Below are 21,400 nucleotides of genomic sequence, written 5' to 3' on the forward strand. Positions count from 1 at the left end.
TCCCGAACAGGACAGTGAAACGACTCAGCGCCGATGATAGTGCGGGTTCCCGTGTGAAAGTAGGACATCGTCAGGCTATTAAAACCGGCATACGCCCAGCAGAAATGCTGGGCGTTTTGCTTTGCGCATCCGCTTCGTGCACTCGCGCTCCAAAACCAAAAAAAGCCCCGTCATCATTGACGGGGCTTTCTTGCTGGGGGAGTGGGATCTATAACCGAGGTCAGGAACTCGCGGGCGTGAACACGCTGTCGCAGTTGCTGCGGCCCGTGTCACCCGCCGGCAGCCGCGCGCAAGTCTTCGCCAGCTTCTGCCGCACTTTTTCGACGGAAGCCTTTCGCGAAGGATCGGCTCCTTGCCACTTGACCAGCCGGTCCGCCATCCGTCGCAACGCACGCTGGTTGCGTTCATAGAACGTCTCGTTCTTCGGATCGAGTTGCGCAATCACGGCACCGGCCGCATTCTCTACACGCGCAATATCTCCGGGTGCAAGTTCCACGAGTTGGCCGACAAACCCCGTCCCCCACTGGATGCGCGTGGCTGGACCTTCAGATTTGCGCCACGCCTGCTCGTACCAATCAAGTGCGGCCTTCGGATCGTTCCGCTTTTTCGCATTACCGGCAAGCCCGAGCATGTGATAGTAAGGAGCGACGGCACGCGGCAGCTCGAATTTCAGCAATTCATCGGACTCCGACAACAGCCCCACTTGTGCCAGCACGTGCGCCGCATTCGGCACAACCGCCTGGCGCTCGTATTTGTCGGTCGTCGCAGCGACCAGACGCGCGGTGTCCCGCAATACGATGGCGCGACGCGGCGCAGACAACGTCTCAGACTCGTCAATCAATTTCCACAAGGAAACCCGCGCATCCAGCAAGTCCACCTGGTCCGATTTCGACTGCGCAGATGATTCCGCCAACTTGGCCAGCGCAGCTTCCCAGCGCGTTGCCAACGCACGGCGCGGTTCGCCGGCGGCCGCGAGATATTTGACGATGGACTCCGCCTGACCGACGAGGATGTCCACCAGTTGAAGCGATGCATCCGGGCTGGCCAGGACGCGGTCGACCAATTGCTTGCCCCCTTCGATAACGTTCGCGTCGCCTGCGCCCTTTTCGCGCGCCCGGGCCGCCAGTGCCTTGAAAGCGAGGCGATCCTTTACTTGCGGCAGATCCGCGGGCGTGGCAGCAGCAAGTTCAGCGAGCCGTTGCGGAAGTTCGGTGTTTGAAAGTACTTGCTGTTCATCCGTGTCCCAGGAATAAAAAGCCAGCAATCTCCACTGTTCGGGCGTAAGAGCCTGTTTTGCCAGACCTCGGCGTATCAATTCCTTCACCGGAACCTGCGCATTCAGTCCGGCCGTGAGCGTCAGAAGGTATCGCTCAGGATCCACTTCGCCTGGCAGACGCGTGATTTCAGTGCCATCCGGCTTGAAGATGATCATCGTCGGATAACCCACGACCTTGAATCGTGACGCGACTTTCTGCGCCCCCGGCTTGTCGCCATCGACATAAACAGGGATGAATGCACGCGAGCGCTCGGCGAAATCCGGGCGTGAGAACAAAGTGGCCTGGACCTGATTGCAAGGCGGGCACCACACGGCCCCCCAATAGAGAAAGACCGGTTTGCCCGACTGCTTCGCCAGTGCGAAAGCCTTGTCGACTTCGGCATCCGACGACGCCATCTGCCAGCCAATCCGCGAGCTCGCACTGGGAGCTGCCAACGCAGATTCCAGCGGCAACGACAACAGGAGCGCAACGCCCAACGCTACCGCGCCGCGAGCAAAGCTTGCTGGATAAGTGCGCGGGCGCGAATATCTCGGTGTGGCCGCCTCATGTTCAAACTTCATCGCCATGCTCGGGCTCCTTCAACTTCATGCATTCGAGATCAGGCCGTCCGCGATCTCCGCCGCGCCGGCCCTGACAAGATCCTGGGCCAATGACTGCAGCCAGCGGCGCTCACGCCCCTCCTCACAGTATCGCGCAATGAGCAACCTGAAGTACGCTGTCTCAAGGGCCCATCGCTCCAGCTCATCCCATGAGACCCGTTGCAGTTCGAGCAGCTTGAACTTGAGCAAGACCTTGGCCGCATGCCGGGCATGACGCGCCGGGTCCAACTCAAAACTTTCCAAGCGGGTTCGCGCACGCGCCAGCGCTGCCGTGACCTGCTCTGCACCGCCGAATACCCCGCCATGCCCTGGGATGACACACGTAGGCCGCAGGCGTTCAATGACGTCCAGCGTGGCCGCCACTTCGCCAAAAGCGCTGACGCCTTCAAGTTCCGGGAACACGACGCCAAATCCGTTTTCCCACAGTGCGTCGGCGGAGATCAGCGTCCGGGACGCTGCCTCGAAAAAGATGACAGAGTGAGGATCGTGGCCCGGCGCGGCATGAATTTGCCACTCCTGCTGACCCAGCCCAATGACACTGCCCGGCTCCAGCAACGCATCGAAGCGGAAGCGCTCGCAGGTCTGGCCCGTCGGCGCGTAAGTCAGCGCGACGGTGTCCCACGCTTTCACAGCTGAAGCTTGGCCCGGTGGGATCATCGTCCGCGACGCGGGATATTCCCTTTGCATCGCCGCGTTGCCGCCGCAGTGATCGCTGTGCAAATGCGTGTTCGCCACCAGATCCAGCGGCCTGCCGCCCAGCGCGTGGCGAACCAGCGCCTGCGTCTGCTCCACGTGCGTGGCATAGCCGGTATCGACCAACGCCGTGTGTTCATCGCCGATGAACAGCACGTTGTTGCTTGAGAGCCAGCCCCGCTCAAACACCCTGATGCCTTCCGGAAGCCCTTGCACATTCATGGCAAAAGACTAACCGAAAGGCGCCGATGGTGCTCAGCGTGCGACGCGAAGCTCACGACGCAGGATCTTGCCGACGTTCGTCTTGGGCAAGTCGTCGCGGAACTCGATGTACTTGGGCACCTTGTAGCCGGTGAGGTTCTGCCGGCAATACTTGGCCAGGTCATCCTCCGACAGCGACGGGTCGTTCTTGACGACGAACACCTTGATGGCTTCACCTTGCTTCTCGTCGGGGATGCCAATGGCTGCGCACTCCACCACGCCGGGGCACAACGAGATGACGTTCTCCAACTCGTTCGGGAACACGTTGAAGCCGCTCACCAGGATCATGTCCTTCTTGCGATCGACGATCTTGCTGTAGCCGCGCTCGTCCATGATGCCGACGTCGCCGGTACGCATGAAGCCGTCAGGCGTGAACGCTTTCTCGTTTTCCGCGGGCTGGTTGTAGTAGCCCTGCATGACGTTCGGCCCCTTGATGCAGATCTCGCCGGGCTGCCCGATGGGGAGCGAATTGCCGTCATCGTCCTTGATCGCGATCTCGATGCTCGGAAGCGGCAAGCCGATGGTGCCGGAGAACTCTCGGGTCATCACCGGGTTGTTGGTGCCGATTGCACAGGTTTCGCTCATGCCCCAGCCTTCGACCATCGGGCAACCCGTCGCCTTTTGCCATTGGCGGGCCGTGCCCTCCGACGCGGCCATGCCGCCGGCCTGTGATACGCACAGCTGCGAGAAGTCGACGGTCTTGAATTGCGGATGCTGCAGCAGCGCGTTGAACAGTGTGTTCACCGCGGGCAGCATATGGAACGGGCGCTTCTTCAGCACGTCGATGAACTTGCCGAAATCGCGCGGGTTCGGCACCAACGTCAGGTGCGAGCCCCAGCGGATCGCCAGCAAGCTCAGGGTCAGCGCGAAGATGTGGTACAGCGGCAGTGCTGCGATGCTGTTGGTCTTGCTGACGTCGCCAATCCGCTTGAGCGCGGGAGAGAACCAGGCCTCGGCCTGCAGGATGGCCGCGACGATGTTGCGATGGGTCAGCACCGCGCCCTTGGACAGGCCGGTGGTGCCGCCGGTGTACTGAAGGAAAGCGACCGAATCGAGCGATTGCGGCGTCGATGCCAAAGTGCGCGACGTGCCCTCGGCGATGGCGCGGTTGAACGACGTGACCTTGCGTCCGGCGGAAAGCGGCAACTTGTAGGCCGGGACCATCTTGGCGAGGTGTCGCACCGCGAAGGTGATCCACATGCCGTACCAGAACCCGAGGAGGTCGCCCATCGACGCCATCACGACGTGCTTTATCGGCGTCTTGTCGATCACTTCTTCAAGGGTCTTGGCGAAGTTCTCGAGGATGACGATGGCCGTGGCGCCCGAATCCTTCAGCTGGTGCTCGAGCTCACGCGCCGTATAGAGCGGATTGACATTCACGCAGGTATAGCCCGCGCGAAGCACGGCTGCCATCGTCACGGCGAACTGCGGGATGTTGGGCAACATGATGGCGACGCGCGCGCCGGGCTCCAGCCCCTGGCCCTGCAGCCACGCGCCCAGTGCGGCCGAAAGCTCGTCGAGTTGGCCGTACGTCATCCAGCGTTCCATGCAAACGGAGAACGGGCGTGCCGCGTTCTTCTTGAACGACTCCTCCAGCATCTGCGTCAACGAGCGGTATTGCTCGGGCTGGATGTCGTGGGGAACGCCTTCGGGGTAGCTCTTGAGCCAGTGCTTGTCCATTCGAATCTCCTTCGGCACGCATTGTCGAAGGCGGCGGGCGCCGGAGTTAGGGGGCTTGTCCTAAGGTCCGCGCCAGTTCGGTCTCGCAGGCGACAAGGGGCGCGTCGAACAGCATGGCAAGCAGTGCCGACTCGCGTTCCTGGATGATGCCCAGGAATTCTTCGGCGCCCCCGGGCTTGCGGGCCATCGCGGCAAAGGTGTCGAATCCGGTCTCCAGGAAACGCTGCAGCGAGGCCAGGCCCGCCGCGACCGCCGGCCCCCGCATCATCTTGAGCATCACCCGCAAGCCCGGCGTTCGCGTCAAGCGGGCCATCTGTTCGCCGATGCCTAGCACCACCTTCAGCTGGCTTTCCCGCTCACTTCTACGGCCGACGCCACGCCACGCCATCGTGTAGCGCACCGCATCGCTCATCTCGCTGCGTGCCTGCGCCCGCCAGTCGACGGCCATGGCCTGATCGAGATCTTCAGTGACCGCGTGCAGTTCTGCCAGCGCCACCGCCGTTCCGGCCACCTGCTGCGGGAAGAAGCGCTCGATGGCGCCCGCAATGCGCGCGAACTGCGCGTCGCGGTCCGCGTAGTCCTTGTCCGAATACAGCTCGGTGAGGAAGAACCCGGAAGCCGCGGCGTAGGGTCCCGCAGACAGCAGGTCTGCATACGTGCCGGCGAAACGGCGTGATTGGACGCGCTTTACCTGCTGCAGGGCGGTGGCGAGCGCGGGGTCGGCGAGCACAGCCTGTCTCAGCAGGGACACCTGCGCGACGGCGTGACGGATTTTTTGGGCGGCTTCCATGCAAACCCCGAGTCTATCTAGGCGCGGCGCTCTACCGGCGGCTTCGAATCGCGTGCGATAGTCCCACGATGAAAAGAAGGAGCTTATTGGCGCTGGGGGCCGCCTCGAGTGCTGCACTCGTCTTGGGCGGTGGTGCGTTGGCAATGCTGCAGCCGGGCCTGCGCGAAGCGAAGTTGTCGCCCGGTGGCCGCGATGTTTTCGCGGGCGCGGCGCGTGGGTTGCTTGACGGAAGCCTGCCTGCGAATGGCGAGCCATTGCGGCGCGCACTGAACGACCTGCTGGAGCGCATCGATGGCTTGATCGCGGCGCTGGCCCCCCACGCCCAGTCTGAACTGTCGCAACTGCTGGCGTTGTTGGCCACCAGTGGCGGCCGCCGCACCCTGGCCGGCCTGGCCGAGCCGTGGGCTGCGGCGTCCGTGCCGGAGATCCAGGACGCATTGCAAGCCATGCGCGTCTCCGGCATCACGCTGCGGCAGCAGGCATACCAGGCGTTGCACGACATTGTCGGCAGCGCGTATTTTTCCGATGCGCAGACCTGGGGCCTCTTGGGCTACCCGGGACCGATCCGAATCTGAAGGCGGCGATGAGCAGTTTGCAAGACCCCATCCGGGATGGTTTGAAGCGCGGTTGGAAAGTGCTGGGTGGACCGCACCGCGAAGTGCCGCCACGCATCACCTGCGATGTCGCCATCATCGGCTCCGGCGCGGGCGCGGGCATCACAGCCGATCTCCTCACCAAGGCCGGACTGAACGTCGTCATCGTTGAAGAGGGGCCGCTCAAGAGCAGTTCCGATTTCAACCAGCAGGAATCCGCCGCATACCCGTCGCTCTATCAGGAGAGCGCCGCTCGCAAGACCGAAGACAAGGCCATCAACATCCTGCAGGGCCGTTGCGTCGGCGGGTCGACCACCGTCAATTGGACGAGTTCGTTCCGCACGCCGCAGCCGACACTCGACTACTGGCGCTCGCAGTTCGGCCTGGCCACGTTCGACAACGACACGCTGGCCCCGTTCTTCGCACAAGCCGAAAGACGTCTGAACATCGGCCCCTGGCTCACGCCCCCCAACGAGAACAACGACCTGCTGCGCCGCGGTGCCGCCAAGCTGGGCATCCCCTCCGCCGCGATCGCGCGCAACGTCAAGGGCTGCTGGAACCTCGGCTCCTGCGGCCTGGGCTGCCCGACCAACGCCAAGCAGTCGATGCTGGTCACCACGATTCCCGCTGCACTGGAGCGCGGTGCCACGCTGCTCGTGGAGACGCGCGCCGAGCGCTTCGAACTGGCCCACGGCAAGGTCCAGGCGCTGTTGTGCGGACCGGTCAAGGCCAACGGCGCCCCGGCCTCCACCGGCCCCGGCGCCACCGCCATCGTCGCCCGCCACTATGTACTCGCGGCCGGCGCGATCAACTCGCCGGCGGTGCTGCTGCGATCGCAGGCACCCGATCCATATGGGCGCCTGGGCGCCCGCACCTTCCTGCATCCGGTGGTGATGTCGGCCGGCGTGATGGAGCAGAAAGTCGAAGGCTGGCAAGGCGCGCCGCAGACGATCTATACGGATCATTTCCTGGAGACGCAGGCCATCGACGGGCCGATCGGCTTCAAGCTCGAGGCGCCGCCTTTGCACCCGGTGATCTTCGCTTCAAGTGTGGTGGGCTTTGGCAAGCAGCAGGCGGACCTGTTCCGGAACTTCCCCAACACCCATGTGCTCCTGGCGCTGATGCGCGACGGCTTCCATCCGGAAGCGCCCGGTGGCCAGGTCAAGCTGCGCAGCGACGGCTCACCGGGCCTCGACTACCCGCTCAGCGCCTTCGTCATGGACGGCGCGCGGCGCGCGATGTTGGCGATGGCGGAAATCCAGTTCGCCGCCGGCGCGCGCCGGGTGCTGCCCGTGCACGAGCTCGCCCAGCCTTACGAATCGTGGGCGAAGGCGAAAGACGCGATCAATGCCTTGCCGATGAAGCCGCTGCTGACCAAGGTCGTCAGCGCGCACGTGATGGGTGGCTGTGGCGCGGCGGGCAGCGAGAAGCAGGGCGTGACCCGGCCCGACGGCGTGCACTGGCAAATCGACAATCTTTCGGTGCACGACGGCTCGATCTTTCCGACCAGCATCGGAGCCAATCCGCAATTGTCGATCTACGGCATCACCAATCGCCTGGCGCAGGGTTTGGCGCAACGGCTCGGCGCCGGGGATGTGATACTCGCCTGATGCAATCGCGATCGGCGCTGGCCCGGCTGCAGCAGGCCACCACACTGTCCCTCCTGGCAGTCGCGCTGGCGTGGGCCTGGTACTGGCGCGGCACGCCGTGGCTGGCCCTCGCCGGCTTTGCACTGATCGCGTTCTTTTACTCGCTTGTGCTGGCCGCCGAGTTCATCGCCTTGCGTTTCTTCGGCGGCGGCGACCCGGCCCCGCGCCCCACCATCGGCGAACTCCTGCGCGCCTGGGTCAGCGAAACGCTCGCCGCACCACGTGTGTTCTGCTGGCGCCAGCCTTTCCGCTGGCGGGAGATTCCCGATCATCTCGAACCTTCTGCCTCGGCGCCCGCGAAGCGCGGTGTGGTTTTCATCCATGGTTTCGTCTGCAACAGAGGCTTCTGGAATCCGTGGATGAATGAGCTGCGAGTCCGCGGCCATTGCTTCGCCGCGGTCAATCTGGAGCCCATCTTCGGATCCATCGATGCCTATGTGCCGATCGTCGAAGCGGCTGTCGATCGCGTGACTCGCGCCACGGGCATGCCCCCGGTGCTGGTGTGCCACAGCATGGGCGGCCTTGCGGCGCGAGCGTGGTTGTGCGCGATGAAGGCCGATCAAGGCGTCCACCGCGTCATCACCATCGGTTCTCCGCATCACGGCACCTGGCTCGCCCGCTTCAGCCACCTGGCCAATGGGCGGCAGATGCAACGGCAGGGGGAGTGGCTGCGCAGCCTTCACGAGCAAGGCGGCGCCGAAAGCCATGCCCGCTTCACCTGCTGGTATTCCAACTGCGACAACATCGTCTTCCCCGCATCGACGGCGACACTGGACGGTGCCGACAACCGGCTGGTGCGCGGCGTGGCCCACGTGGCGCTCGGGTTCCATCCGCAAGTCATGCGCGAGTCACTGGCCCTTATCGCCGCAATGTGAATTTGTCACATGAACGCCCGTTCATATTCACAACTTCCGCGCGCGGGTGATTCCTATCCTTCCCCTACTAACAAGGTTGGGAGAAGTGATGGACATGCTCGTGAATGGGGGGATTCCCGGCAGTGCGCTGCTGGCGGATGCTGACAGCGGCCTGGGCTCGGGCCTGGCGTTTCTGATGGATGAACTGGCACATGGCGTGCTGGTCGCGACGCTGGAGGGCCGGCTGCTGCACGCCAACCAGGCCGCGTGCCACGAACTCGCCCGCCGCCGGGTGCTGGGCACACGCAACAACCTTCTGCAGCCCTGCACCCCGGAAGGCGCGAAGGCCCTGCAGGATGCGCTCGTCCGCGTGGGCGAGGGCAAGCGTTGCATGATCGAACTGCCGGCCGCAGAAGGCCCCGGCCTCACCGTGGCGGTGCTTCCACTCAAGACCGAAGCGCCCCATCACATGCCACGCGCTGCATTGCTGTTTTCGCGCGCCTCGGTCTGCGAGTCGCTGATGCTCTGCTTCTTCGCCCGCACCCACGGGCTCACGGCAACGGAGGAGCACGTGCTGCGAATCCTGTGCCAGGGGTTTTCGGCACCGCAAATCGCCCGGCAGCTCAACGTGGCCGTGTCCACCGTGCGCAGCCACGTGCGCAGCCTGTGCGCCAAGACACGCACCAGTGGGGTGCGCGAATTGGTCAACCGCGTCGCCGTCCTCCCGCCCGTGGCACCCGCGTTCTGGCACGAACCCATGCATTGAAACGGCCCCGCGTCATGACGCCGGGGGAGGCTCATGCTAGAGTAGTCGCGGATTGGGAGACGTACGCCATGAATATGCCGAGCCCGACGGGGGGCCACGAGAAGCTTCTTGCTAACCTGAGCCCGTCGCTGCGCGCGCTGGCTGTGCGGGGGGCCATGCGCAGCTACCGCAAGAACAGCGTCATCATCAATGAAGGCGAGGTCGGGGAGTCGCTCTTCGTCCTGCTCGAAGGGCGCGTCAAGGTTTATTCCAACGACGCCGACGGCCGCGAGATCACCTACAACACCGTCGAAGCAGGGGACTACTTCGCCGAGATGTGGCTCGATGGCGGGCCGCGATCCGCATCCGTCATGACACTGGAACCCAGTGTCTGCTCCATCGTCAGCCGCACTGCACTGCGCGAACACCTGGCCGATGAGCCCGAGTTCGCGCTGGAGCTGGTCGCGCAGGTCATTCGCCGCGCCCGAGCCGCGACGGAGACGGCCCGCAACATGGCGCTGCTCGACGTGTACGGCCGGGTCATCGTCACGCTTGAAAGCCAGCAAGGGCCGGCCCAGCCGGACGCGCCGATCACGCTCACGCAGATCACCCACCAGAACATCGCCAGCCGTGTCGGCGCTTCGCGTGAGATGGTCAGCCGCCTGCTCAAGGATCTTGAAAAGGGCGGCTACATCGAGTTGGGCGTGAAGCGCATCACGCTGCTGAAAAAACTGCCCGCCCGCTGGTAGGAACCGCGCGCCGGTTCTGGCAAATCTCTCACAGGAATCGCGCGCGATATTCACGCGCGCCCATCTCATTCGTCACCTATGCTGGGACCCTCGGCGCGACTGGCGTTGTAGAGACGGAGACGGCCGCCCGGCGGCTTTTGAGGGACACCGATGACAAGAACATACGGCTGCTACTGCTTTGCGATTCCGCACAAGATGCTCTCGAGGCTTGCCGCGGACTCGCCGCAGGACCAGCGGGACACGGCGAATGGCCACTTGCGGCCGTCCGCGAAGTTGAGGTCTCTGCGTTACGAAGCGGCCCCGCCGGCGGCACTGGCTTCCATGGCAAAGACCGCCAAGCCCAAAAAGGCGCGCCGCCAGGTCTTCGATGCCGGCTCCGGTGAAGACCTTCCCGGCCGCCTCGTGCGCGGCGAGACCGGAAAGGCCTCGAAAGACGAAGCCGCCAACCAGGCGTTCGAGAACCTGGGCACCGCGCTGCGGTTCTATCGCGAGGTCTTCGGCCGGAACTCGGTCGACGGCCGAGGCATGGGTATCGACGCCGCCGTCCATTTCGGCGCGAACTTCCGCAACGCCATGTGGAATGGCCGGCAGATGATCTTCGGCGATGGTGACGACACGATAGGCGGCTTCACCGCGTCGCTCGACATCATCGCGCACGAGCTGTCGCACGGCGTCACGCAGCACATGATTCCGAAGGGACTCGGTGTGGTGCGATTGCCGCTGAAAGAGCGCGAGTTCAAGGAGCAGAAGTATTCGCTCAAAGGGCAAGGCGGGGCCCTCAACGAGTCTTTCTCGGACATCGTCGGCAGCATGGTCAAGCAGTGGCATGCCGGCCAGGCGGCCAAGGAGGCGGACTGGCTGATCGGCGAACGGCTTCTCGCGCCGGTGCTGGGACGGGCCATCCGTTCGCTGAAAGACCCCGGCAATCGCAAGCTGACGTGGCACAGCGACGACCAGATCAAGAGCATGGACGCCTATGCGGAAGACTGCGATGTGCACGACGCCTCCGGCATTCCGAATCACGCTTTCTATCGCGCGGCGATCAAGATGAAGGGCCACTCCTGGGAGAAGGCCGGTCCGATCTGGTTCGACGCCTATCCCAAGCTCAGCGCCAAAGCGACGTTCGAGCAGGCGGCGCGCGCAACGATTGCCGCCGCGGATGCCCGTTTCGGTGTGGATTCGTCCGAGACCAAGGCCGTGAAAGCGGCGTGGCGGGACGTGAAGGTGATTTGAAGCTGCCGGCAGCGCCTTTCGGCGGCCAAGGCCCCAACAAGAAAACACGAACAGGGAAAACAATGGAAGCCGTATTGCCAGGCATCAAGGCCATCACCCGCGAGATGATTGCCTTGCGTCACCAGATCCACGCCCATCCCGAACTGGGTTATGAAGAGTTCGCCACCAGTCAACTCGTGGCCGACGAGCTGACCCGCTACGGCTATGAAGTTCACCGCGGCCTCGGTGGTACGGGCGTGGTCGGCACCCTCAAGTTGGGCACCGGCACGCGCCGCCTGGGCATCCGCGCCGACATGGACGCGCTCCCGATCGAAGAGGGCACGGGCCTGCCTTATGCCAGCAAGCACGCAGGAAAGATGCACGCCTGCGGCCACGACGGCCACACAGCAACCTTGCTCACTGCCGCACGGCATCTGGCCGCCGAAGGGAAGTTCGACGGCACGCTGCACGTGATCTTCCAGCCGGCCGAAGAAGGCCTGGGCGGGGCCCGGCGCATGATCGAAGACGGCCTGTTCACGAAATTTCCTTGCGACGCCGTCTTCGCGTTCCACAACATGTCCGGCTTTCCCGCCGGCAAGTTCGGCTTTCGCCCCGGGCCGTTCATGGCCTCATCGGACACGGTCATCGTCAAGATCTTCGGCCGTGGCGGGCATGGCTCGGCCCCTCACCTGAGCCTGGACCCCGTCGTCGCCTCGGCGCACGTCATTCTCGCCCTGCAGACGGTGGTCTCCCGCGACGTGGATCCGCGCGACATGGCCGTGGTGACGGTCGGCTCCATCCACGCCGGCGCGGCTCCGAACGTCATTCCCGACTCGGTTGAAATGCGGCTGTCGGTCCGGGCCTTCAGGCCGGAGACGAGGGAGTTCCTGCGCACCAGGATCGTCGAGGTCATCGAAAACCAGGCGCGCACGCTCGGCACGCGCGCGGAGATCGACTACCAGTGGCGCTATCCGGTGCTGGTCAACGACGCGGAATGCACGGCGCTCGCCAAGGAAGTCGCCCGTGAGTGGTTTGGCGACGACGGGGTCATAAAGGACATGGAAGCGCTGACGGGAAGTGAAGACTTTTCCTTTATGCTCGAGCAGTGCCCAGGCTGCTACTTCATCGTCGGCAACGGCGACAGCGAGGGAAGCTGCATGGTCCACAACCCGGGTTACGATTTCAACGACGATTGCCTGCCGGTGACTGCCACCTACTGGGTCAAGCTGGTCGAAAAATTTCTGGCGTCGGGACCCAACACTGATTCATAACGCGTAATAAGAGGATTCCCTGACATGAAGCGACTTCGTGCCGTCTCCCTGCTGTTGGCACTTGTCTTCGGGGGCGCGATTGCCGTTCCAGTTGCAGCGCAGGAGCGTTTTCCGGTCCGGCCGATCAAGCTGGTGGTCGGCTATCCGCCGGGCGGCTCGGTCGATGTCGTGGGGCGCATTCTGGCCGACGGGCTGTCGCAGAAACTTGATGCGCAGGTGGTCGTGGAAAACGTGGGCGGCGCCGCGGGCGCGATCGGCGCGGCGCGCGTCGCCACCAGTGCACCGGACGGCTACACCTTGCTGGTGGGTTCGAGCAACGAATTGGTGGGCACCGGTGTGCTCAACCCTGAACAGAAATACGACGCCCAGAAAGACTTCACCCCGATCGGCCTGGTGGCCAGTGCGCCCCTGGTGCTGGTGGCCGGCCCCAAGAGTGGTGTGAAGACGCTGCCGGAGTTCGTCGAGCTCGCCCGCCGCAATCCCGGCAAGTTCAGCTACGGTAGCCCCGGCATGGGGTCCACCATGCATTTCGCAGGCGAACTGACGAAGCAGCAGGCGGGCCTGTTCATCACGCACATTCCCTACCGGGGCACGACGGCGCTCACCACGGACCTGCTGGGAAGCGTCGTCGAGTTCGGGTTCATGTCGCCCACGGTCGCGGCGCCCCACGTGCAAAGCGGCCGCCTGATCGGCCTGGGCGTTTCCGCGCGCCAGCGGCTGCCCGCCATGCCTCAGGTGCCCGCACTGACCGAACACCCGGCGCTGGCCGGCTATGAGCTGATCGGCTGGATCGGTTTGGCCGGTCCCCGGAACATGTCGGCGGACGTCGTCGCGGCGATTGATCACGCGCTGAAAGCCCTGCTGCAGGACCCCGCGTTTCGCAAGAAACTCCAGGACGTCGGCGGCGAGCCCGCGTCGGGCCGCGAAGACTTCGCCAAGCTGCTCAAGGACGAAACCGACAAGTACCTCAAGCTCGCGGCTTTCGCGAAGTTGCGATAAACAAACGCCGGTGTGCCGGCGCCCGTGCCTTGTTGCGGGCCGGCGGCACGCCTATGCAACAATTTGAGCCCTGCCTTGTTGCTGCGAGTTCCATCCATGTCGACGGTGCGTTGCCAATCCTGTGCCGCCTCCAACCCCGAGGGAAACCGCTTCTGCGAGACCTGCGGGACGGAACTCGTGGCCATTTGCGCATCCTGCGGAGTGGCCGGATCGCCTTCGGCGCGATTTTGCGGCGGCTGCGGCACGGCGCGCGCGCAAGGCGACGCCGTCGAGCGCAGCCAGCACGGCCAGCGCGCCGGATGGGGCGAGCTGAAGCAGGCCACCGTCCTGTTTGCCGACATCGTGAGCTCCACGGAGCACATCGCGACCATGGGGCCCGAGGAGGCCATGGAGCAGCTCAAGCCGGCCGTCGCACAGATGTGCGACGCCGTGCAGGCATTCGGCGGAACGGTCATGCGAACGCTGGGCGACGGCGTGATGGCCTTGTTCGGCGTGCCTCGTGCGCTGGAGGAACACGCGCTCCTCGCCTGCCAGGCCGCCTTGGCCATGCAGCAGGCTTTCCAGGGCAACGAGTGGGGCCTGGCGATTCGCGTGGGGCTGCACTCCGGACTTGTCGCATCGGATCCCACCAGCCATGACGTGACTCGGGGCGGCGGTGCGCATGGATTGGTGATCCACGTTGCAAGCCGCGTGATCGGCCAGGCCGAACCGGGTGGGGTCTGCCTCACGGGGCAATGCCTGGACCTGATGCGTGGGGCGGCCGACGCGCGGAAGCTGGGGCCGCGCATGCTCAAAGGCCTGCGCGATCCGGTCGATATCTACGTTCTCGAGGGCGTGGACCAGGCGGTCGCGGCGCACACCCTGCAGCGGAAAATCCTTTCGCCGTTCTGCGGCCGCGATGCCGAGATGGCGATTCTCGAGCGCGCGCTGCGTCTCACACGCGACGGCGAAGCGCAAGTCGTCGGCGTTTCCGGCGCGCCGGGCAGCGGCAAGAGCAGGCTGTGCCATGAGTTCGCCCAGGCGTGCCGCTCCCGGGGGATTCCCGTCTTCCAGGTGAGGGCCCAGCCGTATGGCCACGCGACCCCGTTGCAGCCCATCCTGGACATCCTGCGCGCCTACTTGTTCAAGATTCCGCTGAACTGCCCGTCCCATGCGGCCAGGGTTCAGATCAATCTCGAGTTGGCGGAGCTCGGCAAACCCAGCGCGGCGGACCAGAATCTGCTCTACGAATTCCTCGGCGTTTCCGAGCGGGGCAGTTCCTCGGGCGGGCCGGGGACGGACCCGCGGGTGCGCCGCACGCGGCTGCTGGCCATCTTCGCCGCGTTGATCCGGAAGTCCGCGACCGTCGACGCGGTGATCGTCCTGGAGGATATGCACTGGCTCGACGAGGCGAGCGAGGAATTCGTCCTGGCCCTGCTCAACGCACTCAAGGCCACGAAGACATTCGTCCTGCTGAACTACCGGCCGCGCGCCCCTGCAGGGTGGGAAGGCCTGAGCAACTTCCGGGCGGTTGCGCTGCGCGAGCTTTCGGCGCAGGACACGGAACAGCTGGTGCGGGCTTTGATCAGCGAGCGCACCGACTTCACCCGCATCTGCGAGCTGGTTGCGCAGCGGTCCGCGGGCAATCCGTTCTTTGCCGAGGAGTTGGTGCGGTCCATCGCGCAGGGCAGCGCGTTCTGGCCCGATGGCGAGGCCGAGCCGCGCCTGGACACGATCGGCAATTCGCTTCCGGAGACGGTGCAGGCGGTCATCGCGGCTCGTATCGACCGGCTGAAATCCGAGCAAAAGGGGTTGCTGCAGATCTGCGCGATCCTCGGAAAGGAGGGCCCGCTCGAGATCCTCGAGAAGGTCGCGCAAGACGAGGTCGATCACGTCGCCACGTCGCTCGCCACGCTGTGCCGGCTGGAGTTCCTGCAGATCCTGCCCGACCTTGCCAACCAGTTCTCGTTCGGCCACCCGCTGATCCAGGAGGTGGCCTACGGCATGCAGCTGAAGGCCACCCGCAGCCGGATCCACGCACTCGTCGGCCAGGCGATGGAAACGCACTACAAGAACAGGATCGACGAGTATTCGGGATTGATCGGCCATCACTACGAAGCGGCCGGCAAGATGCTGCCGGCTGCCCGGCACATCGCCCGTGCCGCGCGCTGGCTGAGTTCCACCGACACGGCCAGCGCCACCCGGCAATGGCACAGGGTGCGCGCGGTCTTGAAGCAACAGCCTCGCGACCCGGAAGTCGACCAGTTGCGGATGATGGCGAGCGGGCAGATCGCCATGCTCGGCTGGCGCGAGGGCCGCACGCTCGCCGAGGTTCAGCCTTTCATCGACGAAGCCAAGACGCTGGCCACCGAGGTCGATTCCAAGCTCACCCAGATGCTGTTGATGGTCGAAGGCCGGATGCTGCAGGCGACGGGCGCGTCCGCTGACGAGTACGTGCAGCGCGCACAACAGGCGCTGGCGCTGGTGGCGCCCGAAGACGTGGGGCGGCGTGCCATGGTCAACGCCGTCTTGTCCCAGGCCTATGGCCGCGCGGGCCTCATCGGCGAAGCGATGGCCGCGAACGAAGCCGCGTGGACGGACGTGAGCCTGATCGACCCGTTCGACAGGGAATTCGTCGGTTTCGTCGTGGAGCACTGGATACTGGCCATGCGCGGCCGGTCGCTCGCGCGCAGCGGCAAGCTCGACGAAGCGACGGCCGCGTGGCAGCGGATGCTGAGGGACGGCGCGGGTTCCATCGATCCCACCGTCGAAGCGATCGCCCATCTCGGATATGTGGAGTTCGCCTGGTGCCACGACGACGCCGATTTGGCTCGGGCGCAGGCCGAACGCATGGCCGAACTGGCCGCCAAGCGGCAGGTTCCCTACCTCAAGGTGGTCGCGCTCCTGTGTACCGGCGTGGCCGCGGCCATCGCCGGCGATCTGGAAGTGGCGCTCCCCGCGTTGACGGCGGCCCTCGCGCTGGTGAGGGCCAACCGGCTCGCGATCGAATTCGAATCCGAGATTCTTGCCGCCATCGCCGAATGCCGGCTGCGCAATGGCGAGTTCGAGGACGCACACGAGCAGGTGGGCCAGGCCGTCGAACTGGCGCGCCTGCGCGGTGCCCGGCTCGCGGAGTGCCGCGCACTGATCATCCAGGGTGCGCTTTTCGGGCGCGGCGGTGGTGCCCACGCGGAGTGCTTCGAGCGGGCGGAAAAGCTGATCGAGCAAACTGGGGCTACAGCCTACACAGCGCCGCTGCAGCGAGCCCGGCGGAAATTGCCGGCGGCGGGTGGGGCGCTGAAGACCGCCTAGTAACGCACAAGCAGCGTCTGTTCGTGCAGGCCGTAGCCTGTGAGCGTTTGCACTTTCGCACCCAGCTCGCGCTCGCAGAACGCGATCCATTGGTCGGGCGCAGGACGGTACAACTCCGCGGGCGAGTCGACCGTCGGCGGGACCGGTGTCATCAGGTTGAACGCGAACCCAAGGCTGCTCGTTTCACGCATCTGGCGAAGTGTCCGTTCGACAAAGCGCTCCCAGACCGCAAGGTCCACGTCGAGCCGGACGTTGAATACGCCACTGGCCACCGAGTAGTCGGCCGTCCTGGGGCTGGACGCCGCGGCCACGAAGCGCTTCTTGTGCCGGGGCCAAGCGCCGCGCGCCGCCTCGATCATGGCAGGCGCGATGTCGATGCCGAGATAGTCGACGCGATGCAGCCTTCGGCGCCGGGCCAGGTAGCCGAGCAGCGCGCCATAGCCGCAGCCCACGTCGTTGAGCGAGAAATCGCCGACCGAATCGCACAGTTTGAGCAACTGCACGAACCGCAGTTGCTGGGTGGGCTCGCAGCGCCAGTCGACCCCGCTGGGCTGGGGGCCGAACTGCGCGATCTTCCGCGAGTAATAAAGCGCAGTGCGCTGGTAGACGCCATCGAGATCGTCGATGGCGCCCGGCGGGATGGCCCGTGCGTTCAACGCAAAGCTTATCCCTTGCGTGCGGGCTTGGCTGCCGGTTTGGCCGCCGGCTTGGATTTCTTCGACGCTTCCTTGGTCGGGAAGGAGACGACCAGGTAGTCGTGCGGGAAGTACGACACCGCGCGCTCTTTCGGCGTGATGAGAACGCGCGTGTTGCCCTTTTCGGCGCGCATGTCGTGGTGCTTGAAGTACACCGGCAGCGGGCTCGCCGCCGCGAAGTTCTTGATCAGCGCATTGACGATCGCGACGTCACCGTTCTGGCCGGCGACGTTCGAGTCGTGGTTGGCCAGGTTGTCGAAGTATTCGTAGAGGCGGTTCTTGGCGTCGTTGCCCATGCCCGCGCCCACGTTCAGGACCGAGATGCTGGTTTTGAACGAACGTCCCTTCTTGAAGATCTTGAACTCCTTCTGAAGGGCGACCAATTCTTCCATGCCGCCGAAGTGGGTGCGAAGGCCCTGAGACGGGGCAAAGCGCAGATTGAGCTGGTTGACGAAGCTGTCAACGTAGATGTCGTGCTCTTTCAGGAAATCGCCCATATCTTCCTCTCAGTTTGTCAGGTGGTGTAACAGTGGAAACGTCTAGTAGCCTCGATCCAGTGTAGACGCAAGCGCGAGCATTTGAAAAGGCGCCAGCTCAAAAAAGTACAAATCCGCCTCCTCCAATCAGAGGAGGAACCATGAAAATCTTGGGGAAACCGCGTTCAGCCGGCGTCGCCGGCCGCGATCTCGGGCAAGCCTTTCACCCGCTCATAGATCGGCGTGAAGTCCGGCGCGGTCTTGTCGAACAGCTCCTGAAAACTGTCGATGACGAAATAGGTTTGCTGATAGCTGTCGATCTTGTAGCGCGTGCGCATCACTCGCTCGACGTCCAGCGGCAGGCGCTGGGGCTCACTGCTTTCGACGGCATGCTGCAGCTCGCCGGGCGAGCTCAGGATGCCGGCCCCATAAGCGCGCAGCCCGTCTTTCTGGCGGATCAACCCGAACTCGATCGTGTACCAGTACAGGCGGCTCAGCAGCTCGCAGGCGCCCAGGCGATGGGCCTTCAAACCGCCCTTGCCGTATTCCTGCATGTGGTCGGCGAACACCGGGTCGTACAACAGCGGCACGTGACCGAACAGGTCATGGAAGATGTCCGGTTCCACAATGTAGTCGAACTCTTCGGGTGTGCGGATCCAGTCCGTGACCGGAAATTTGCGGTTGGCGAGCAGGGTGAAGAACGGCACTTCGGGGATGAGGCCGGGCACGCCGACAATCTCCCAGCCTGTTGCCTTCACGAGGCCCTCGTTGACCTGCTCGAAGCGCGGGATGTGGTGGCTGGGGCCCAGCGACGGCAGCCCCGCAATGAACTCCTTGCAAGCCCGGCCCGGCAGCAACGCCACTTGCCGCTCGTACAGGCGCCGGTACGTGTCATGGTCGGCTTCGGTATAGCGCGAATAGTCTTGCGGGCAGGTGTAATCCGCACCGGCGCGCGCGTAATCACCGCGCGGAGGGCGCTCGCTCGCGCCATAGACGACGGGTTCGACAGCCATTACTTCTTTTCCAGCACGCCGCGGCGCATCTGGTCCAGCTCCATCGTTTCGAACAAGGCCTTGAAGTTGCCTTCGCCAAAGCCTTCGTTGCCTTTGCGCTGAATGAATTCGAAGAAGATCGGGCCCAATTGGTTCTCGCTGAAGATCTGCAGCAGCAGCTCGCCCGGCGTGCCGTCGACCAGGATGTTGCGTGCCTGCAGTTCGGCCACATTCTCGCTGAGGCCGGGAATTCGTTTGGGGAGCAATTCGTAATAGGTGTCGCTCGTCTCGAGCAGCTTCACGCCCTGCATCTGCAGCGCGTCCACCGTGTCGTACAGGTTGGTCGAGCCCATCGCGATGTGCTGGATGCCTTCGCCGCGATAGCGGTCCAGGTATTCCTGGATCTGGCCGGACTTTTCGTTGCCCTCTTCATTGATCGGGATGCGAATCTTGCCGCAGGGGCTGGTCATGGCCTTGCTCTTCACGCCGGTGGCCTGGCCTTCGATGTCGAAGTAGCGCACTTCGCGGAAGTTGAACAGCCGCTCGTAGAAGCCCGACCATTCCTCCATGCGGCCGCGGTGCACGTTGTGCGTGAGGTGGTCGATGTAGGTGAGGCCGTGGCCCACCGGGTTCAGCTCCGCGCCGGAATCCTGCGCTATGGGCTCGAAGTCCACATCGAAGAAGCCGATGTTGCCGATGTCGCCTTCTTTCGCGCCGTTCTTGCCGCGCCAGCGGTCGATGAAATAGATGATCGAGTCGCCGATGCCCTTGATGGCCGGGATGTTGAGCTCGCCAGGGCCGGCTTGGCCGGCATAGCCCCAGGCGCCGAGCGAGATGGCGCGTTCATAGGCGGCCTTGGCGTCCTTCACACGAAATGCGATGGCGCACACGCTGGGCCCGTGCAGGCGCGCGAAGCGCTGTGCGAACGAATCGGGCTCGGCGTTGATGATGAAGTTGATGCCGCCCTGGCGGTACAGCACGACGTTCTTGTGGCGGTGCCGCGCGATCGGCTTGAAGCCCATGCGCTCGAACAGCTCGCCCATCGCCTTGGGGTCCGGCGCGGCGTATTCGATGAATTCAAACCCGTCGGTGCCCATGGGATTGTCCCAGGCGGTAGCAGGTGCGTTGGCTTCTTCAGGCAGGCGAGCGTTCATGGTGTCTCCAGATGGGGGCGTTTCCTGGTACGCACTGTAGAACGAATGCTGATCAGGTTTCCGCTGATTCGAGGCTTGTCGAAGTGTAAAAACGCTCTAATATTGCGTTCCTATGGAATCCCACGCACTCGACAAGCTCGACAAATCCATCCTGCGCTGCTTGCAGCAAAACGGCCGAGAAACCTATGACGTGATCGGCGAGCAGGTGGGCCTGTCGCCCAGCGCGGTGCTGCGGCGGGTAAAACGCCTCGAAGAGGCCGGCGTGATCGACCGCTATGTGGCCTTGGTCAAGCCCGAGGCCGTGGGCCTGGGGCTCACGGCGTACCTGAACGTACGGCTCGAAAAGCACACCGAGACCCACAAGCGCAACCCGATGGACCTGTTCCGCGCCAGCGTTCAGACCTGGCCGGAAGTGGTGGAATGCGCCGCGCTGACGGGCGAGATGGACTACCTGCTGCGCGTGGTGGTGCAGGACATGGCTCACTACAGCCGGTTCATCATGGACACCTTGCTGAAGCACCCCAGCGTCGAAGATTGCAAGACCAGCTTCGTGCTCGACCGCGTCAAAGCCACGACGGCGGTGCCGGTGTAACTCGAATGGGCTCATTGTTGCGTAGGTAGAACTACCTGACCGTCGCCTACGCATCCCCGTTTGGCTTGCCTCCCTAGTGAAAACCCTTAAATTGAGGGCATGACTGATATCCAAGAAGTCACCAAGCCACGGTCCGTGACAGTGCCGATCCGCTCGATCGGCGCGACGCACCGTGAACGCATCGCCGTCCACCTGCAGGCGCTGGAAGAGCACGACCGCTTCCTGCGCTTCGGCTACGCGGCCACCGACGAACAGATCGCCCGCTACGTCGACGGGCTCGACTTCGACCGCGACGACATCTTCGGCATCTACAACCGCAAGCTCGAATTGATCGCGATGGCGCACCTCGCGTTCTCGCGCGACCCGGACCACCTCGAGTGCGCGGAGTTCGGCGTGTCGGTGCTCAAGAAGGCGCGCGGCCGCGGCTATGGCGCCCAGCTGTTCGACCGCGCCGTGATCCATGCGCGCAACGAAGGTGTGGAGCTGCTCTTCATTCACGCGCTCTCCGAAAACACGGCAATGCTCAAGATCGCGCGCAACGCGGGCGCAACTCTGGAGCGCGCCGGTTCCGAGACGGATGCCTACCTCCGGCTGCCGCCCGCCACGCTCGACAGCCGGATGAGCGAGATGCTGGAAGAGCAGCTGGCCCAGACCGACTACCGCTTGAAGGTGCAGGCCAAGAGCTTCTGGGACTTCCTTGCCGGCGTGCAGGAAGTGCGGCGGGGCGTGCAGGACGCGCGCCACAAGGCGGGCGGGTGATCGCCATCACAGCCGGCCCCGTGTTTCCGCTATCCTTGTCATCCCTCCACTACCGCACGTCCTGCATCC

19 protein-coding genes are annotated in these 21,400 nt (G+C 64.3%); 11 read left to right on the forward strand and 8 right to left on the reverse strand.

Features of this window, described 5'->3' with window-relative positions; genetic code table 11:
• Nucleotides 1-220 precede the first annotated feature (220 nt).
• Genes EEB15_RS23950 through EEB15_RS23965 form a run of 4 tightly spaced genes read right to left on the reverse strand, consistent with a single transcriptional unit; the run spans nt 221 to nt 5,300 of the window.
• Nucleotides 221-1,843 carry a thioredoxin fold domain-containing protein gene (locus EEB15_RS23950; RefSeq protein WP_141512474.1) on the reverse strand — a complete coding sequence of 541 codons (1,623 nt, stop codon included), beginning with the start codon at nt 1,841-1,843 and terminating at the stop codon, nt 221-223.
• Between the two features lie 18 nt (nt 1,844-1,861).
• Nucleotides 1,862-2,791 carry an MBL fold metallo-hydrolase gene (locus tag EEB15_RS23955; protein ID WP_141512475.1) on the reverse strand — a complete coding sequence of 310 codons (930 nt, stop codon included), beginning with the start codon at nt 2,789-2,791 and terminating at the stop codon, nt 1,862-1,864.
• Nucleotides 2,792-2,824: 33 nt separating this feature from the next.
• Nucleotides 2,825-4,510, reverse strand: coding sequence for an AMP-binding protein (locus tag EEB15_RS23960; RefSeq protein ID WP_141512476.1), 1,686 nt, complete (start codon nt 4,508-4,510; stop codon nt 2,825-2,827).
• A 46-nt stretch (nt 4,511-4,556) separates the two neighbouring features.
• Nucleotides 4,557-5,300: a hypothetical protein gene (locus EEB15_RS23965; protein ID WP_141512477.1), complete on the reverse strand. Its 744-nt coding sequence runs from the start codon at nt 5,298-5,300 to the stop codon at nt 4,557-4,559.
• A 68-nt stretch (nt 5,301-5,368) separates the two neighbouring features.
• Between EEB15_RS23965 and EEB15_RS23970 the strand changes: the two genes are divergently transcribed.
• The 9 genes from EEB15_RS23970 (at nt 5,369) to EEB15_RS24010 (ending at nt 16,663) form a co-directional block, all read left to right on the forward strand.
• On the forward strand, nt 5,369-5,875 hold the full coding sequence (locus EEB15_RS23970; RefSeq protein ID WP_141512478.1) for a hypothetical protein: 507 nt from the start codon (nt 5,369-5,371) through the stop codon (nt 5,873-5,875).
• A gap of 8 nt (nt 5,876-5,883) precedes the next feature.
• A complete protein-coding gene (locus EEB15_RS23975; protein WP_141512479.1) occupies nt 5,884-7,503 on the forward strand; it encodes a GMC family oxidoreductase in 1,620 nt (539 codons plus the stop codon).
• Nucleotides 7,503-8,417, forward strand: a complete 915-nt coding sequence (locus EEB15_RS23980; protein ID WP_141512480.1) for a triacylglycerol lipase — start codon at nt 7,503-7,505, stop codon at nt 8,415-8,417. The genes EEB15_RS23975 and EEB15_RS23980 overlap by 1 nt, the downstream gene beginning before the upstream one ends.
• Nucleotides 8,418-8,505: 88 nt before the next feature.
• Nucleotides 8,506-9,162 carry a helix-turn-helix transcriptional regulator gene (locus EEB15_RS23985; protein ID WP_141512481.1) on the forward strand — a complete coding sequence of 219 codons (657 nt, stop codon included), beginning with the start codon at nt 8,506-8,508 and terminating at the stop codon, nt 9,160-9,162.
• Nucleotides 9,163-9,230: 68 nt separating this feature from the next.
• A complete protein-coding gene (locus EEB15_RS23990) occupies nt 9,231-9,890 on the forward strand; it encodes a Crp/Fnr family transcriptional regulator (protein WP_141512482.1) in 660 nt (219 codons plus the stop codon).
• Between the two features lie 150 nt (nt 9,891-10,040).
• Nucleotides 10,041-11,123 carry a M4 family metallopeptidase gene (locus EEB15_RS23995; protein ID WP_141512483.1) on the forward strand — a complete coding sequence of 361 codons (1,083 nt, stop codon included), beginning with the start codon at nt 10,041-10,043 and terminating at the stop codon, nt 11,121-11,123.
• Nucleotides 11,124-11,185: 62 nt separating this feature from the next.
• Entirely contained in the window at nt 11,186-12,373 is a 1,188-nt protein-coding gene (locus tag EEB15_RS24000; RefSeq protein ID WP_141512484.1) for a M20 aminoacylase family protein, read from the forward strand.
• A gap of 24 nt (nt 12,374-12,397) precedes the next feature.
• Nucleotides 12,398-13,372 carry a tripartite tricarboxylate transporter substrate binding protein gene (locus EEB15_RS24005; RefSeq protein WP_141512485.1) on the forward strand — a complete coding sequence of 325 codons (975 nt, stop codon included), beginning with the start codon at nt 12,398-12,400 and terminating at the stop codon, nt 13,370-13,372.
• A 96-nt stretch (nt 13,373-13,468) separates the two neighbouring features.
• Nucleotides 13,469-16,663, forward strand: coding sequence for an adenylate/guanylate cyclase domain-containing protein (locus tag EEB15_RS24010; protein ID WP_158290211.1), 3,195 nt, complete (start codon nt 13,469-13,471; stop codon nt 16,661-16,663).
• On the opposite strand, the gene EEB15_RS24015 is transcribed toward EEB15_RS24010, so the two are convergent.
• From EEB15_RS24015 to hppD, 4 genes are all read right to left on the reverse strand, one after another.
• Nucleotides 16,660-17,319 (reverse strand): trans-aconitate 2-methyltransferase, encoded by a 660-nt coding sequence (locus EEB15_RS24015; RefSeq protein ID WP_158290212.1) that lies wholly within the window; start codon nt 17,317-17,319, stop codon nt 16,660-16,662. The two genes, EEB15_RS24010 and EEB15_RS24015, sit on opposite strands and share 4 nt — an antisense overlap.
• A gap of 8 nt (nt 17,320-17,327) precedes the next feature.
• Nucleotides 17,328-17,855: a hypothetical protein gene (locus EEB15_RS24020; RefSeq protein WP_141512488.1), complete on the reverse strand. Its 528-nt coding sequence runs from the start codon at nt 17,853-17,855 to the stop codon at nt 17,328-17,330.
• Nucleotides 17,856-18,019: 164 nt separating this feature from the next.
• Nucleotides 18,020-18,847 (reverse strand): phenylalanine 4-monooxygenase, encoded by an 828-nt coding sequence (gene phhA / locus EEB15_RS24025; RefSeq protein WP_141512489.1) that lies wholly within the window; start codon nt 18,845-18,847, stop codon nt 18,020-18,022.
• On the reverse strand, nt 18,847-19,980 hold the full coding sequence (gene hppD / locus EEB15_RS24030; RefSeq protein ID WP_141512490.1) for a 4-hydroxyphenylpyruvate dioxygenase: 1,134 nt from the start codon (nt 19,978-19,980) through the stop codon (nt 18,847-18,849). The genes phhA and hppD overlap by 1 nt, the downstream gene beginning before the upstream one ends.
• Before the next feature lie 112 nt (nt 19,981-20,092).
• Here hppD and EEB15_RS24035 point away from each other — a divergent pair, with 112 nt between their 5' ends.
• Both EEB15_RS24035 and EEB15_RS24040 read left to right on the forward strand, forming a co-directional pair.
• Nucleotides 20,093-20,572 (forward strand): Lrp/AsnC family transcriptional regulator, encoded by a 480-nt coding sequence (locus tag EEB15_RS24035; RefSeq protein WP_141512491.1) that lies wholly within the window; start codon nt 20,093-20,095, stop codon nt 20,570-20,572.
• 99 nt (nt 20,573-20,671) lie between these two features.
• Nucleotides 20,672-21,331, forward strand: coding sequence for a GNAT family N-acetyltransferase (locus EEB15_RS24040; protein ID WP_141512492.1), 660 nt, complete (start codon nt 20,672-20,674; stop codon nt 21,329-21,331).
• Nucleotides 21,332-21,400 lie beyond the last annotated feature (69 nt).

Origin of the sequence: Ramlibacter sp. WS9, assembly GCF_003797765.1 — a bacterium.
In the GTDB taxonomy this organism is placed as follows: Bacteria; Pseudomonadota; Gammaproteobacteria; order Burkholderiales; family Burkholderiaceae_C; genus Ramlibacter.

Excerpts from the sequence above, each read along its gene's own strand:
- EEB15_RS23950 (WP_141512474.1), bottom strand. The coding sequence starts at position 1,843 with ATGGCGATGAAGTTTGAACATGAGGCGGCCACACCGAGATATTCGCGC.
- EEB15_RS23955 (WP_141512475.1), bottom strand. The coding sequence starts at position 2,791 with ATGAATGTGCAAGGGCTTCCGGAAGGCATCAGGGTGTTTGAGCGGGGC.
- EEB15_RS23960 (WP_141512476.1), bottom strand. The coding sequence starts at position 4,510 with ATGGACAAGCACTGGCTCAAGAGCTACCCCGAAGGCGTTCCCCACGAC.
- EEB15_RS23965 (WP_141512477.1), bottom strand. The coding sequence starts at position 5,300 with ATGGAAGCCGCCCAAAAAATCCGTCACGCCGTCGCGCAGGTGTCCCTG.
- EEB15_RS23970 (WP_141512478.1), top strand. The coding sequence starts at position 5,369 with ATGAAAAGAAGGAGCTTATTGGCGCTGGGGGCCGCCTCGAGTGCTGCA.
- EEB15_RS23975 (WP_141512479.1), top strand. The coding sequence starts at position 5,884 with ATGAGCAGTTTGCAAGACCCCATCCGGGATGGTTTGAAGCGCGGTTGG.
- EEB15_RS23980 (WP_141512480.1), top strand. The coding sequence starts at position 7,503 with ATGCAATCGCGATCGGCGCTGGCCCGGCTGCAGCAGGCCACCACACTG.
- EEB15_RS23985 (WP_141512481.1), top strand. The coding sequence starts at position 8,506 with ATGGACATGCTCGTGAATGGGGGGATTCCCGGCAGTGCGCTGCTGGCG.
- EEB15_RS23990 (WP_141512482.1), top strand. The coding sequence starts at position 9,231 with ATGAATATGCCGAGCCCGACGGGGGGCCACGAGAAGCTTCTTGCTAAC.
- EEB15_RS23995 (WP_141512483.1), top strand. The coding sequence starts at position 10,041 with ATGACAAGAACATACGGCTGCTACTGCTTTGCGATTCCGCACAAGATG.
- EEB15_RS24000 (WP_141512484.1), top strand. The coding sequence starts at position 11,186 with ATGGAAGCCGTATTGCCAGGCATCAAGGCCATCACCCGCGAGATGATT.
- EEB15_RS24005 (WP_141512485.1), top strand. The coding sequence starts at position 12,398 with ATGAAGCGACTTCGTGCCGTCTCCCTGCTGTTGGCACTTGTCTTCGGG.
- EEB15_RS24010 (WP_158290211.1), top strand. The coding sequence starts at position 13,469 with ATGTCGACGGTGCGTTGCCAATCCTGTGCCGCCTCCAACCCCGAGGGA.
- EEB15_RS24020 (WP_141512488.1), bottom strand. The coding sequence starts at position 17,855 with ATGGGCGATTTCCTGAAAGAGCACGACATCTACGTTGACAGCTTCGTC.
- phhA (WP_141512489.1), bottom strand. The coding sequence starts at position 18,847 with ATGGCTGTCGAACCCGTCGTCTATGGCGCGAGCGAGCGCCCTCCGCGC.
- hppD (WP_141512490.1), bottom strand. The coding sequence starts at position 19,980 with ATGAACGCTCGCCTGCCTGAAGAAGCCAACGCACCTGCTACCGCCTGG.
- EEB15_RS24035 (WP_141512491.1), top strand. The coding sequence starts at position 20,093 with ATGGAATCCCACGCACTCGACAAGCTCGACAAATCCATCCTGCGCTGC.
- EEB15_RS24040 (WP_141512492.1), top strand. The coding sequence starts at position 20,672 with ATGACTGATATCCAAGAAGTCACCAAGCCACGGTCCGTGACAGTGCCG.